The organism is Paenibacillus sp. P32E (assembly GCF_001909085.1).
Classification (GTDB): Bacteria; Bacillota; Bacilli; order Paenibacillales; family Paenibacillaceae; genus Paenibacillus_AQ; species Paenibacillus_AQ helianthi.
The window spans coordinates 19,585-34,264 of the sequence record NZ_LVYY01000001.1; the positions used below are offsets into that span (position 1 = coordinate 19,585).

The following is a 14,680-nucleotide window of genomic DNA, read 5'->3' on the forward strand; positions in this document are numbered from 1 at the left end:
GAACAATAGGATATATGGCTTGTTGAGAGAAAAAGCCTCCAAAAACAAGGCTCTCGTTATTCTTGTCCTTCTTGTCGTAGTGAATATGTACAACCTTCTGTTTGTGGATAAAAAGTTCGGATATGAGTATATTGTTGATCTGCTGACACAATTTATTATTTTGACACCCCTGTATATCTTGTATACACGGCAGGAAGGGAATACGAAGAAACTCAGAGATAGTGAGCAGCGGTATAAATCGTTATTTCTCTACAATAATGCAGGAATATACGTGGTAGATCTCCATGGCTCCATCATTAGTGTAAGTCCCAATCTTCTGGATCTTCTCGGACATACTGAGGCGGAGATTAGGGACACTTCATTTATTGATCTCTTTCACCCGGCCGATATCCCGTTAATTCAGGAGACCTTTCGCGATATTACGAACGGGAGTATTCTTTCTACCTCCAGCAAGCTACAGCTGCGCCATAAAAACGGACAGTATCTGATCTTTGATTTATCCAGTGTTGCTCTAATGGCCAATGGAGAAATTCAGGGGGTTATCGGTTTTGCCAAGGACATTACTGAATTTGAAAGTGTTCAGAATAAATTGGGTGAAATTCAGACCCAGCTTAACAACATTTACAGGAGTATTGATATTATCTTATGGTCGTTTGATGTGACCCGCAATCAACTGCTAACCATCTCGCCGGCATGTGAGAAGATATTCGGCTACTCTGCAGAGGAATATTATCAATACCCCGATTTATGGTCGGCGCAGGTCTATGACGAGGATAAGGATTTGGTGAAGGGCCGAATGTCTTCCATTGTTGAGGGGATTGCCGTTCATCTGACTCTTGAATACCGGATTATTCATGCAAGCGGGGAGATCCGCTGGGTAGAGAGCCGGATGTTTCCTTTAGCTGGCCCTAGAAATGGGGTCATAGGTGTAAACGGAGTTGTGCTCGATATTACCGATAAGAAGCAGATTGAAAAGAATAAGCAAACAGACCTGGATTTGGCCAGACAGGTTCAGAAGAGTGTACTCAGTCAACCGATACATACACCTTCCTTCTCCATTAACGCAAAATACGTTCCTTCCCGGAACCTTGGAGGAGATATGTATGCCTGGTACCGCTTGAAAGAGAACCGCTACGGGGTTCTGATCATGGATGTTATGGGGCATGGGGTTTCTTCGGCACTTATTTGCATGTCCATCCGTTCTTTACTGAGGGGGATTATCCAAGCCAATCTAACTCCGGAAGAAGTCATTCATGAATTAAATAATCATATGAACAAGCTGTTCAGCGTGGCCAAGGGGACTACGAATTTCTTTTTTACAGCTATCTATTTGATAGTGGATGCAGAGAAGCACACCGTAGAATATATAAATGCAGGACATCCCAGCGGACTGCTTGTAGATGGTAGCGGCGAAGTATTCCGTTTGAAATCTTCCAGTCTTCCCATTGGTTTGATTCCCCAAATGAAGCTTCAAAAACAGACTCTTTCCTTCAAGGGAGCCGCCCGGGTACTCTTATATACCGACGGGTTGATCGAAAGACCGGGATGTTTGTTAAAAGACCAGATCGGTCAGCTGCTACAGGTAATGGAAGAAACCAGACTTGAGCCGATTTCGGCGGTAATGGACAAGCTGCTTGCGTTCAACAAAGAAAACCAGCAGGGTGAGCAAGAGGAACAGGATGATATTTGCCTCGTCTGCATGGATGTATGCGGTGATACTGCCGTGGAAACGGATGATACTCTGTAAGGAGGGACTGGAATGGATACAGAAACTCTGCTTTGGAAGCATATATGCGAGCTGGAGGAGCTGCTGCTGACCACGGAGGTTCGGACATCACCGCAGCAGCTCTCGCTGCTGCTTGCGGATGACTTTTTTGAATACGGAAGCTCCGGCACCTCTTAATCCCGGATCACATGGCCCTGCCCGAGCGTGATTTCCACAAATCCGGCCATTTGCTTGGCTTGATAGCGGATCGGCCTGATGCTGCCCATAATGATGATGTTACGGACATCGGCTGTACCTTCTGCAGGAAGAGCAAAAGCTTTGATATAGGGGAATTCTTCGCTAAGGGTCGTGTGGATGGCACCCATCAGGCGGTCCCTTTCGCTTCTGCCCATCAGGTTCATGATGATCGAACCGCGGCTGTTCAGCTTGGAGCGGGCCAGGGCAAAGAACTCGCTGGAAACCAGATGCTGCGGGGTACCGTCTGCGGTAAAGGCATCCAGAAGGATGAAGTCATAGCGGTGGTCCGGCTCACTCTCCAGAATGCTGCGCCCATCCCCGATAACAACATTGTCCTGGCTGCAGCCAAAGTGCTGCCTGCTGAGCTTCACAACCTCTGCATTTACCTCGGCGGTCTTAAAGCGTTTCTCTGCGAAGTATCCGGCGATCGTCCCGATGCCATGTCCAATGACAAACACATCCTCGAACATCGCCCCTCCTGACTCCATTAAATGGATCATTGCTCTAGGATATTCAAAGACCACCCGGCGGGGGTGGTTAAGATCAAGGGCTCCCTGAATAGCGTCTCCCGAAAACTGCAGCACGCGGAATCTGCCTCTCTCACCATATAATTCTGTGGTATCGTAAACTTGGATTCCATGCCCATCCCCAGCGGTGCTTAACCATAGCTGCAAAGCGATCATTCTCCTTAAACAAGTGAAATGCGTTTATATTCGTTCGGTGTGACGCCGACTATTTTTTTGAACAGCTTATTGAAATAGGCGGGATCGGGGTAGCCGACTTCAGCTCCGATCTCGTGAATCTTCAGATCATGGGCATTCTTCAGTAGCTGCTTGGCCTTGCGGATACGGATTTCAATCACATAGTCGGTCAGGGTCAACCCGGTTTCCTGCTTGAACAGCTTGCTCAAGTAGCTTGGTGTCAAAAATACCATCCCTGCCAGCATGTTCAAATCGGCGTGCTGATTGTAGTGGGCTGCTACCCAGCGCTTCACGGTTTCGACAGCGGTACCTGACAGCTCCAGACGGTGCGTGCGGATTATGCTTAATGCGTCTGTGAAGGTGGAGATGAACATCCGCTCGATCTCTTCAAAGCTCATGCAGGTCTCGATCTGTTCTTCAAGCGAAGGCCGGCTGCTTACTCTGTAAACGGCTCCGAATTCCTGAAGCTCCTTGCGTGCTGTGTCCTCAACTTCCCGGCAGGCCCGCAGAATATGTTCAGGACAAGCCCGCTGCGACTCCAGCAAAGAGAACATGGAATGGAGATGTCCCAGAACGCCGGATATATTCAAAATTTGCAGATCGTGAATCAACGGCTCACGCACAGGCGAAAAGGGATCACTCAGGCTGATGTCCGTAGCCGGAAGCTCCTGAGCAGTAATATAATGCAGCGGCTGCGAATTGTAAATCCCTGCATCACAGGCCCGCTTGGCTTCCAGGTAGGCGGATCTAAGCTTGGAGGGAGTGCGGTATGAGCCGCTGACTCCGGCATGGAGGCATTGTCCGCTGCTTGCTGCCCGGATAGTCGCGCCGATACGGTTCAATTCCGCAGCTGTTAAAGGCTCGGCAGAATACCAGATCCATACATACAGTCCCTTTCTGATTTCCAGAAGGTCAAGCAATATTTCCTTCTCTTGCCGCAGACTGTCTGAACAGGCACAGACGGTTTCCCGCGAGCTTCCTTTGAGCACGAACACGGAGAAGTAAGGCTGGGGCAAGGTAAGGCTGCTTAGAAGGATTTCGGATGGCTGCTCGACATGCAGCAGCGAGAGCAGAAGCCCGGAACGCTGGCGTTCTTCTTTTTCCCGAAACACCCTCTGCTCCTCATCCAGACGGTAGAGCACTTCAAAAAGCTGCTCTTTGTTGATAGGTTTCAGTAAATAGTCCACAGCAGAGCTGCGGATTGCTTCCCGGGCATAATTGAATTCTACAAATCCGCTCATCAGCAGCGTACGTATCCGCGGATACCCGGCTTTGAGCTGTTTGATCAGCTCGAGCCCGTCGACATGCGGCATCCGGATGTCTGTAATGACCACATCAATCTGAAGGGAGGGAAGGGCATCCAGCAGCTGCTTGCCGTCGCCATACGTTCCTATGACAAGAAAGCTGCTGCTCTCCTTGCCTATCATCCGGGCCAGGCCCTCGCGAATCAGAATCTCATCATCTACAATCACAATACGCAGCAATCCGGAATCCCTCCTTAAAATAACTAGTATTATTCCTCCCGGAGACGGCTGGTGAGCGCTTCAATGCGCAAGGTGACACGGGTGCCTCTGCCGGGCTCGCTGCTTACGCTTAGACCAAGCAAAGGGCCGTAATGCAGGCGGATCCGCTCGTTCACATTCCTAAGACCAATGCCGAACCTTTCACCGTCTGCTCCGCTTCTCAAGCTGTCGTTCAAAGCACGCAGAGTGTCACCATCCATACCCACACCGTCATCCTCTACGCAAAATACGGCTTTGCCATCCTCTTCCCAGCCTTTGATGCTCAGTGTACCGGGTCCTACCTTCGGTTCCAGGCCATGAAAGACAGCGTTCTCGACGATCGGCTGCAGGACCAGCTTAATGACAGGAAGGGGGAGTAATGCTTCCGGCACTGTAATATCCAGTTTGAATTTATCCGGGAAGCGGATCTGCAGCAGATGCAGATAATTCCGTACATGGTCCAGCTCGTGGCGGATCGTAACCATCTCTTCGCTGCGGACAATGCCGTAGCGCATTTGCAATCCGAGCAGATAGGTCAGCTCCGCGACCCGCGGGTCCTCGCTGCTCTCGGCCAGCATACGGATCGATTCCAGGGTGTTATAAATGAAATGCGGGTTAATCTGGTTCTGCAGTGCCCGCATATCGGCTTTCTGTTTTCTTTTTTCCGTCAGAGAGACCTCCTGCAGCAAATCCTTGACCCGGACGATCATCCGGTTGAAGTGGCTGCCAAGCATGCCAATTTCATCGTTGTATTTGGGATGCAGCCAGACCTCCAGATTGCCGTGCTGCACCTGCTTCATCAGCCTGACCATCGATTTCAGCGGTTTTGTCAGCGCATGCGAGATGATCGTAGCGACGAACAGGGCAAAGGCTATAATCGCGAGTGTGGTCAGAATCAGCGTATTGCGGTTTTTCTCTACAGGCGACAGAATACGGGATAGCGGAATGGTAACCATTGTCGTCCAGCCGGTTTGCTTGGATACGGTGTATACGGCCAGGTAGGGCTGTCCGTCCAGCTCAATCTGAAAATGTCCTTGATCCTGTTTCACATGACCCAGCAGCTGCTGCCGGGTGAGCGCCTGCTTTTCGGGAGTTGCCTTCTCCGTATCTTCACCGTCATACATTAGCTTCCCCTGATCATCCACCACTAGGGTGTTGCCCTGAGTCACAGCATTTACGGGATCCAGAATACCCTTGAATAGGCGGATGTCGATATCGAAGACGAGAATTCCGATGCTTTTCAACGTGCTTACGGAATAGATCGTGCGCAGCACACTGAAGACCTCCCGCTGTTCGGACGAGTTCACCTGGATGCTGTGTCTCCCCTGAATGACAGGAGCCGTTCCTCCGGCTTCGCTGAGGCTTTTCCATGTAGACAGCCGGTCCTTCGGAAAAGTCATGTTGATACCTGCAGCCGTATCGTAAAAAACGGAATCGTACTGGTCCACCATATAGACGGCCAGGATTTCGCTTTTCGTGGGTTTCAGATAACTGAGGAACATCGACATGGCGGTATTTTTATCCCAATCGGTGCTCTTCTGCGTCAGGTAGAGCTGCACATCGGTATTATACAGCGGTAAGGTAGTATACCGTTTCAAGTCTGCCACATAGCGGTCCATCGTATCCGATGCGTTCGAGGTCATTTGGCCCGCGCTGTCCGTGGCACTTTCCAGAACAGAACTGAACATGGAGCGGGAGGACAGATAGCTGACATAAGTAATGGGCATGGAAATCAGAAATACAAACACAACAATCAGCTTGCGCTCCATCGGCAGGTCAGCCAGGAACAACCACATTTTGCGAAAAATCCTCAGGATTGTTGACAGCACGTTGTTATTCCTCTCGGTACATTCCTTTCCCCTTATTTAACCGCGCCGCTGGTTACTCCTTCAAAAATGTAACGCTGCAGGAAAAAGTACAGAATCACTGTCGGCAGCAAAATCAGCAGAATCGCGGCACAGATCAGGTTCCATTCCCCGGAGTTGACCCCCTGGAAACGCATCAGGATGGTGGTGACCACGCCAAGGCTCTGTTTGGGCATATAAAGGTAAGGGATGTACATGTCATTGTATATGCTGATCGTCTTCAAGATCACTAGCGTAGCTGTCGCCGGGGTCAGGAGCGGGAAGATGATCGAACGGTAGATTTTGAACAGGGAAGCACCCTCCACCATGGCACTCTCATCCAGATCAACCGGAATGTTACGGATGAACTGCAGATACAGAATGATCTGGATCACGTCTGCGCCGATATACAGGACAATTGGGGCGCCGAGCGTGTTGTAGAGACCCATGTTCTTGATGATGCCGAAGGTGGCAACCTGGGTGGTGATGCTTGGGATGATGGTGGCTACGAGATAAGCCCCAAAGACGACCGGTTTCATTTTAAAAGAGAAGCGGCCAAGGACATATGCTACCATTGTCCCAAACAGAATGTTCAAGGTCAATGTAATTATTATAATCACGAGGACATTGCCGAAACCGCTGAGGAGCCCACCGCGCTGGAAGACGGCAACAAAGTTGTCGAAGTTCAGGAAGCTTTTTGGCAGGGACATCGAGCTGCTTGAATTGAATTCATCTGTAGATTTGAAGGCATTGACGACTACCACATAAGGAGGGAAGAGGACGACAAAGACCCCGATCAGGAGTGAGACGTATTTGATAATATCAACCAGACGAAATTTAGTGTGTGTCATGTTTATTTGTCTCCTCCCCGGTTAAGAACCAATTGCTGTACCAGCAGCACAATAACAACAAAGAACAGCAGAATAATGCTCATGGCTGAAGCCAGGCCGTAATTGTTATATGCGAATGCCGTCTCGACCACGCGCTGCACATAGGTCTGACTTGCGCCGGCCGGGCCGCCTTTGGTGAGTACGAATGGCAGGTCGAAGACCTCAAGCGCACCGGTAACAGTGAGGAAAAGATTCAATTGAATAACAGCCTTCATATTCGGCAGGGTCACTCTCCATAGGGTCTGAAAAGAGCCAGCACCGTCGATCTTGGCCGCTTCATAAATATCGCGCGGAATGGCCTGTAAAGAGGCGATGTAGATAACCATATTGTAGCCCATGAAGCGCCAGAAGCCGGTGGAGGCCAGTGAGTAGTTGACGAGACCTTCGGTCCCAAGCCAGCTGGTCTGGGCCAGATGGTGCAGTCCGATGCTGTCCAGGAACAGATTCAGCGAGCCGTTGGTGGTATCAAATACATAGCCGAACATAAAGGCAACGGCAACGCCGTTCATAATGTAGGGCAGGAAGAGCATAATCCGGAATCCGTTGCGGCCCCGCAGCTTGCTGTTCAGCACAACAGCGAAATAGATAGCCACTACGTTCTGGACAATCCCCATGACGAAGTAAGCAAAGTTATGGATGAATACCTTGAAAATATCAGGATTGCTGAAGACTTCGCGGTAATTATCCAGTCCTACCCAAGGCTTCTCGGGGCTGTAGCCGTCCCAGTTCGTGAAGCTGTAGTAGATGAGCTTGAGTGCCGGATAATACGTGAATGTAGCCAGCAGAAGCAGCGGAATGAGCAGAAAGGATACGATAATAATCGTTTTTTGTTTGCTATAGGATAATGTTCCTAACATCACTTGACCTACTTTCCTTGTGAGCGCTCTGTGATTTATGGCAAAATGGATTATCCGTAAAGGCGATAATCCATTTTGCGCCGTGTTATAGGATGCTAACGTTACAGCGTGACTTGAGATTAATAGCCGAGGTCTTTCTTAGCTTTAGCCCAGGCTTTATTCCATTTGTCAAAGACGGTTTGCGGATCTTTGGCAAGTACAAACTCCTGAAGCATGGCTGGAATATCAAGCTGTGCTTTGTTAGTGATTTCGGTAACCTTAGGATCATCCGGTGTACCTTCTTGCAGAGTTACGCCGGTAGCCTGGAATTCCTTCAACTGAGGCAGCTTGGATTCTTTGCCTTTCAGCGGAGAGATAAATCCGGCAAAATCTTCATATCCTGATTCTTCGATCATCCATTTCACGAAGGCTTTGGCAGCGTCTACATTTTTGCTGTCCTTAGCCACGGCATAGAAGAAGTCAGGGCTGAGCGGAGCAGTAAGTTTACCTGAGTTGTCGTAAGGAAGCGGGAAGAAACCTACGTTGTCAGAAGTTGTACCTGCGCCGACGACTTGATTGATTACCCAGTTGCCAAGGAAATACATGGCGAACTTGCCGGCTGCGATGTCTTTCTTGGATTGTTCCCAGTTGGTGGAGTTGATGTCTTTTTCCAGATAGCCTTTTTCGTTAAGCTCTCTCAGAAGGCTGAATGATTTGCCATAACCATTATCCATAGTGAAAGGAGTGTCCGTGTTCAGCTTGTCATTAGGGAAATCAGCTTTGTTCTCAATGATGCGAGGAACTGCAAATACCCAGTCGTTAAGCGGCCACTTGTCTTTGAAGTTGGAAGCCAGTGGCACAATACCTTTGGCTTTCAGCTTTTCGCAGGCAGCCAGGAATTCGTCCCAGGTCTTAGGAACTTCCGTGATGCCGGCATCGGCGAAGGCCTTTTTGTTGTAGACAATCCCGGAAGTGGAGTTACCTGTTGTAATTCCGTAGAGCTTGCCTTCATAGGATTTGAAGTCTTTAAAGGTAATCTTGTCATTCAGGCCAAGATCGTCCAGGGAAGCAAAATATTTAGGCAGATCCGAGTTTGGAATGCTTGGAACGAACATCACATCTGGAAGCTCTCCACTGGCCATTCTAACTTTGGCTTGCTGGTTGTAGTCGGTTTGGGAGGCTTCAAATTCGACCTTGATATTCGGGTATTTCTCATTAAAGCGCTTAACATATTCGTCATACTCTTTGCCGATCATGTCGGTTCTGTTGGTGAGGAAGGTGATTTTGCCGCTGATGTCGGTGCCGCTTGCTGCGGCCGGTTCAGTGGTTGCTGACGCATTACCACCGGTACCTTCAGTATCCGTAGTTGCTGCAGGCTTGTCTGCGGCTGAAGCGGCATTATTATTGTTGTTGTTGGAGCCGCAGCCTGTCAGGGATAAAGAGAAAATCATGATGATAACAAAACATAACGAAAATAACTTGTTTCTCATTGCGTTGTCCCCTTTTTCGTTTTATTGTTAGCGTTTACATTAGTTATTATAACGATAAATTTCGGATTGAGAAATGGATTGAATTATTATTTATTGTCTTTATTTATTCTGTTTAAATGAATATAATTAGTTTGTTGCTAACAATAGGATAACAAAATACAATGGAAATGAACATTATTCATGAAAGCGCATGCTTACAATACTTTAGGACGTATGTTTTCCAAGTGAGTCTGGTATGATGCAGACCCAAGGAGCTTAGGCTCACAACACTTAAGCCCATGCTTCCGTAGCGAGTTTTGTACGATGTGATTACAGGATGTCTATGCTCACAAAACTTTTAGGAGGTTCTAATGAAGCACATACAACTGAAATTGGACAACTGGCAATTTAGAGCATGTGATGAAGAGGAATGGCTGCCGGCAGCTGTACCTGGAACGGTGCATACTGATCTGCTCCGCAATGAACGAATCCCACAGCCCTTTTATGGAAAGAACGAGCATGACCTGCAATGGATCGATAAGAAAGACTGGGAATACCGGACGGTCCTGCAACTGGAAGAGAAATGGCAGCAGCATGCTTGTACTGAGTTGGTCTTCAAAGGACTCGACACGTATGCGGATGTCTATGTAAATGATGTGCATGCGCTCTCAGCAGACAATATGTTCCGGGCCTGGACTGTGGATGTGAAGGGGCTGCTGCAGACCGGGCAAAATGAGATTCGCGTGAGATTCCGTTCCGTAGTGAATGAAGATCTGCCGAAGCTGGAACAGCTGGGTTATGCGCTGCCGGCACCCAATGACCAATCCGAGCTTGGCGGACTTGGGGGACAGCAGATCAGCGTATTTGCCCGCAAAGCGCCGTATCATTACGGCTGGGACTGGGGGCCAAGATTCCTGACCAGCGGCATCTGGCGTGAGGCTGTGCTGGAAGGCAGGGATACCGTTGCTATTACAGATGTATATATCCGGCAAAATGCGGTGAACCGGGAAGAGGCCCGGGTGACTGTGCTTGTGGAAGTGGATGCCCCGTCCGGATGGAACGGTCTGCTGCGGATCAGCAGCGGCGGTCAGGAATGGATGAAATCCGCTGCGGTACAGCCGGGCAAGCAGACATTGGAGCTGGAAGTTGTCCTGGATCAGCCCCGTCTATGGTGGTGTAATGGTCTTGGGGCACCTGAGTTGACTGTATTTCGGGCAGAGCTGCTCCAGGAAGGGAAGGCCGTGGCGCAGACTGATGTTACTACCGGACTTCGGGAGATCAAGCTGGTCCGGAAGCCGGATGACCGTGGGGCTTCCTTTTATTTCGAACTGAATGGTGTGCGGGTTTTTGCCAAGGGTGCCAATCATATTCCAAATGACAGTTTTTCCACGGAAGTTACCGAGGAGCGTTATCGTCATGAGATCGCCTCGGCAGCAGCCTCCAATATGAACATGCTGCGGGTATGGGGCGGCGGGATCTATGAAGAGGAAGTTTTTTACCGGCTGTGTGATGAGTTCGGGCTGCTGGTCTGGCAGGATTTCATGTTTGCGTGCAGCATGTACCCTGGTGATGAGCCATTCCTGGAGAATGTGCGCGAAGAGGCTGTCTATAACGTGCGGAGATTGCGCAACCATCCGTGCATCGCTTTGTGGTGCGGCAATAATGAGATGGATTCGGCGTGGTCGCACTATGAAGACAATATGGGCTGGGGCTGGAAGGAAAAGTACAGTCCGGAGATCCGTGAGAAGCTGTGGAAGGATTATGAAGCAGTATTCCATCGCATCTTGCCGGAGGCTGTAGCCGCCTGTCACCCGGATGTGGATTACTGGGCATCTTCACCGATGCGGGACCTTACCCATGACCTGAATCAGCATGCCACGCGGATTGCTGGTGAAGGGGATGTGCACTACTGGGGGGTATGGCATGGAAGCGAGCCTTTTGAGAACTACAACGTTAAGGTTGGCCGCTTCATGAGTGAATACGGCTTCCAGTCTTTCCCTGAGCTGAAATCGGTGCTTAGTTATGCGGAAGATCGCGATATGGCGCTGGAATCTGAAGTGATGCTCGCGCATCAGAAGAACGGGCGCGGCAACCTTCTAATTAAGGAGTACATGGATATCTATCTTCCGCAGCCGAAGGATTTCAGCAGTTTCCTCTATATGAGCCAGATTCTTCAGGCAGAGGCCATGCGGATGGCTATTGAGAGCCACCGGAGAAACAAACCCTACTGCATGGGTACGCTGTATTGGCAGATGAACGATTGCTGGCCGGTGGCCTCCTGGGCGAGCATGGATTACTACGGCCGCTGGAAGGCGCTGCAATACACAGCGCGTAATAGCTATAAAGATCTTCTGCTCTCCATTGACGGCTCGGACGGGCATACCCTGAAGGTGCATGCCGTTTCTGACCGTCAGGAAGCGTTTGAAGGCGAACTACAGGTCCGGCTGCATGACTTCAGCGGCGCTGTGCTGCAGGAATGGTCACAGCCGGTGACCCTGGCAGCGGACACTACAGACGTCGTATTTATGGCAGGACTTGACGGATTGCTGGAGGGCCGCGAGTCTGACCGTGTTCTGTTCACTGCGTCTTTGCTGGCTGAAGGCCGGCTGCTGGAGCATAAGCACCATTACTTCGTGTCCGCCAAAGAAATTGCGCTGACCCTGCCGCACCTTACGGTGACAGAGGTTCCCGGCAGCAGCGGACTCAGCTTCAAGGTAACCAGTAATGTGCTGGCGAGAGGGGTGTATCTGACTACGGAAGAGGAAGGAATCTTCTCGGATAACTTCTTTGACCTGCTTCCAGGGGAGACGAAGACTGTGGAATTCTTCCTGCGCGGCAGCGGGGAAGCGGACTTCGTGCCGGCTGCTCCGAAGGGTCTTGAGATTCGCTCGATGGCGGATTACGTGGAATAGAGTCTTTGGGTTGAAACCTACAAGAGAGAAGGAATAAGGACCATGGCGATTTGGGTACAGGAAGACAAGGGGATATTCCACCTGCAGAGCAAGGGCATGAGTTACATCATCGAGCTGGTCAACGGCTATCCGGCGCATGTGTACTGGGGTGAAAAGCTGCGCCACGGCAGTAATCTGGAAGGCTTGCACCCGCTGGTGACCGGTGGCTCGCTTGACCGCCTGCCGCAGGAATACCCGCAGTACGGTACGGGGGATTTCCGTGTTCCGGCTTATCAGGCCAAGCTTGAGGATGGGACCCGGGTTACGGAGCTGCGCTACAGCGGTTACCGGGTGCTGGCGGGCAAGCCGAAGCTTGCGGGACTTCCTGCGGTGTATGTGGAGTCCGAGGAGGAAGCGGATACTCTGGAGCTTATTCTCCGCGACGATTATGCCAAGCTGAATGTTGTCCTGCGTTATTCCGTATATCAAGAAATGGATGTCATTGCACGATCCGCCGAATTTGTGAATGACGGTCAGGCTCCGCTGCAATTGCTGCGGGCACTGAGTACTTCCGTCGATTTCCCGGCAGGGGATATGGACATGATCTACCTGTCCGGCGCCTGGTCGCGGGAAGGTCGTCTCACCCGCAGGCAGCTGGAGCAGGGAAGTACTTCGATCGAGAGCCGCCGGGGGATGAGCAGCCACCAGCACAACCCTTTTGCCGCATTGGCGAAGCGTGGCACGGATGAGCGCCAGGGAGAGGTATATGGATTCTCACTGGTGTATAGCGGGGGCTTTGAAGCCGTGGCAGAGGTGGATTCCTTCGGAATGACCCGGCTCACAATGGGAGTGAATTCCTTTGACTTCTCCTGGCGGCTTGAGGCGGGGGAGAGCTTTCAGACACCGGAAGCGGTAATGGTCTATTCGGGACAGGGGCTTGGCGAAATGTCTAGAACCTATCACAGACTATACCGGACACGGCTCAGCAGAGGAGAGTATAGGGATAAAGAACGGCCGATCCTGGTGAACAACTGGGAAGCGACATACTTTGACTTCAATACCGATAAGCTGGAGGCTATCGCCGCTGAAGGCGCGAAGCTCGGCATCGAGCTGTTCGTGCTGGACGACGGCTGGTTCGGCAAGCGCGATGCGGACAACTCCTCACTTGGCGACTGGGTGGAGGATCTGCGTAAGCTGCCGGGCGGCCTGTCCGATCTTGCCGCCCGGGTGAACGGCCATGGGCTGAAGTTCGGCCTGTGGGTGGAGCCGGAGATGATCTCGCCGGACAGCGACCTTTACCGCAGTCATCCCGACTGGTGTCTGCATGTTCCGGGCCGCCGCCGCAGTGAACTCCGGTGGCAGCTGGTACTGGACTACACCAGAGAAGAGGTACGGGAATATATTTTTGAATCCCTCAGCCGCATCTTCTCCAGCGTCCCAGTGGCTTATATCAAATGGGATATGAACCGTTGTCTGACAGAGATCGGCTCGGCGCAGTTGCCGCCCGAGCGTCAGGGCGAAACCGCGCACCGGTATGTGTTAGGATTGTACGAGCTGCTGGAACGTCTGACTTCAGCATTTCCGCATATTCTGTTCGAGAGCTGTTGCAGCGGCGGCGGGCGTTTCGATCCGGGTATGCTCTACTATATGCCGCAGACCTGGACCAGCGATGATACGGATGCCGTGGAGCGCTTGAAGATTCAGTACGGTACGAGCCTCGTCTATCCGGTTAGCTCCATGGGGGCACACGTCTCCGCAGTGCCGAATCATCAGGTGGGACGGATCACTCCATTGTCCTTCCGGGGAGATGTCGCCATGTCCGGCAACTTCGGCTATGAGCTGGATCTGACGAAGTTTACTCCGGAAGAGAAGGAACTGGTGAAGGTGCAGGTCGCGAATTATAAGGGGATTCGCAGCCTGGTCCAGCAGGGCAATCTGTACCGGCTGCAGAGCCCGTTCGAGGGGAACGAAACGGCCTGGATGTTCGTCTCGGACGACCAGTGCGAGGCGCTGGTCTACTATTTCCGGGTGCTGGCTGAACCGCACCCGCCGCGCCGGAGCCTGCTGCTCAGCGGGCTGAACCCGGAGCTGGACTACCGGCTCGCGGACAGCGGGGAAGTCTACGGCGGCGACCGCTTGATGCAGGCGGGTCTGGCGCTGCCGGAGATCCAGCGGGACTTTGTGAGCGGATGCTTCCGGCTGCTGGCTGAGGGGTAAACCGCTTTGCAGGAATAGGGGGAGGCCAGGGAGACTTGGCTTCCCCTATTTTTTTGCATAGGGAGAAGAAGGCGGAAAGACTGTACTCCCTTGCGGGCAAGGCATGTAGTTGTTCAGTAGGAGGAGGTTGCAGGTCGAGGGCGCATGATTACAGGCATTTACCGTGAAATAATGTAAGTGAATTCAATGGAATTTAATTTAAGTAAATTTAAGTGAATTTAATGGAATTTAATTTAAGGGGGAAAGTGAGGGGAAAGGGAAAGGAGATAACGGTAGATGAAATAAAAGTAAAGGAAATAAAAGGGGATGAAATAAATTAAAGAAAAGGAAATTAAAGTAAAGGAAAGGGGAAGTGGAAAAAGTATAC

Annotated in this window: 10 protein-coding genes; 4 read left to right on the forward strand and 6 right to left on the reverse strand. The window is 51.0% G+C overall.

The window, feature by feature from the left end; genetic code table 11:
• The first annotated feature begins 19 nt into the window (after positions 1–19).
• Both A3848_RS00090 and A3848_RS32010 read left to right on the forward strand, forming a co-directional pair.
• A complete protein-coding gene (locus A3848_RS00090) occupies positions 20–1,747 on the forward strand; it encodes a SpoIIE family protein phosphatase (protein ID WP_178381862.1) in 1,728 nt (575 codons plus the stop codon).
• 12 nt (positions 1,748–1,759) lie between these two features.
• Positions 1,760–1,903: a hypothetical protein gene (locus A3848_RS32010; protein WP_167374701.1), complete on the forward strand. Its 144-nt coding sequence runs from the start codon at positions 1,760–1,762 to the stop codon at positions 1,901–1,903.
• Here A3848_RS32010 and A3848_RS00095 read toward each other — a convergent pair.
• The 6 genes from A3848_RS00095 to A3848_RS00120 all read right to left on the reverse strand — a co-directional run bounded on the left by A3848_RS00095 (position 1,900) and on the right by A3848_RS00120 (position 9,226).
• The gene (locus tag A3848_RS00095) at positions 1,900–2,646 is read right to left on the reverse strand and encodes a spermidine synthase (RefSeq protein WP_074082785.1); all 747 of its coding nucleotides are present in this window, start codon (positions 2,644–2,646) and stop codon (positions 1,900–1,902) included. The two genes, A3848_RS32010 and A3848_RS00095, sit on opposite strands and share 4 nt — an antisense overlap.
• 5 nt (positions 2,647–2,651) lie before the next feature.
• Entirely contained in the window at positions 2,652–4,148 is a 1,497-nt protein-coding gene (locus A3848_RS00100) for a response regulator (protein ID WP_074082788.1), read from the reverse strand.
• Between the two features lie 29 nt (positions 4,149–4,177).
• On the reverse strand, positions 4,178–5,995 hold the full coding sequence (locus A3848_RS00105) for a sensor histidine kinase (protein ID WP_074082792.1): 1,818 nt from the start codon (positions 5,993–5,995) through the stop codon (positions 4,178–4,180).
• Between the two features lie 32 nt (positions 5,996–6,027).
• Positions 6,028–6,861 carry a carbohydrate ABC transporter permease gene (locus tag A3848_RS00110; protein ID WP_074082794.1) on the reverse strand — a complete coding sequence of 278 codons (834 nt, stop codon included), beginning with the start codon at positions 6,859–6,861 and terminating at the stop codon, positions 6,028–6,030.
• A 2-nt stretch (positions 6,862–6,863) separates the two neighbouring features.
• Entirely contained in the window at positions 6,864–7,757 is an 894-nt protein-coding gene (locus tag A3848_RS00115; RefSeq protein ID WP_074082796.1) for a carbohydrate ABC transporter permease, read from the reverse strand.
• A 119-nt stretch (positions 7,758–7,876) separates the two neighbouring features.
• Positions 7,877–9,226 carry an ABC transporter substrate-binding protein gene (locus tag A3848_RS00120; RefSeq protein ID WP_074082800.1) on the reverse strand — a complete coding sequence of 450 codons (1,350 nt, stop codon included), beginning with the start codon at positions 9,224–9,226 and terminating at the stop codon, positions 7,877–7,879.
• 350 nt (positions 9,227–9,576) lie between these two features.
• Between A3848_RS00120 and A3848_RS00125 the strand changes: the two genes are divergently transcribed.
• Both A3848_RS00125 and A3848_RS00130 read left to right on the forward strand, forming a co-directional pair.
• Positions 9,577–12,117 (forward strand): glycoside hydrolase family 2 protein, encoded by a 2,541-nt coding sequence (locus A3848_RS00125; RefSeq protein WP_074082803.1) that lies wholly within the window; start codon positions 9,577–9,579, stop codon positions 12,115–12,117.
• A 42-nt stretch (positions 12,118–12,159) separates the two neighbouring features.
• Entirely contained in the window at positions 12,160–14,313 is a 2,154-nt protein-coding gene (locus A3848_RS00130; protein ID WP_074082805.1) for an alpha-galactosidase, read from the forward strand.
• The last annotated feature ends 367 nt before the right edge of the window (positions 14,314–14,680 follow it).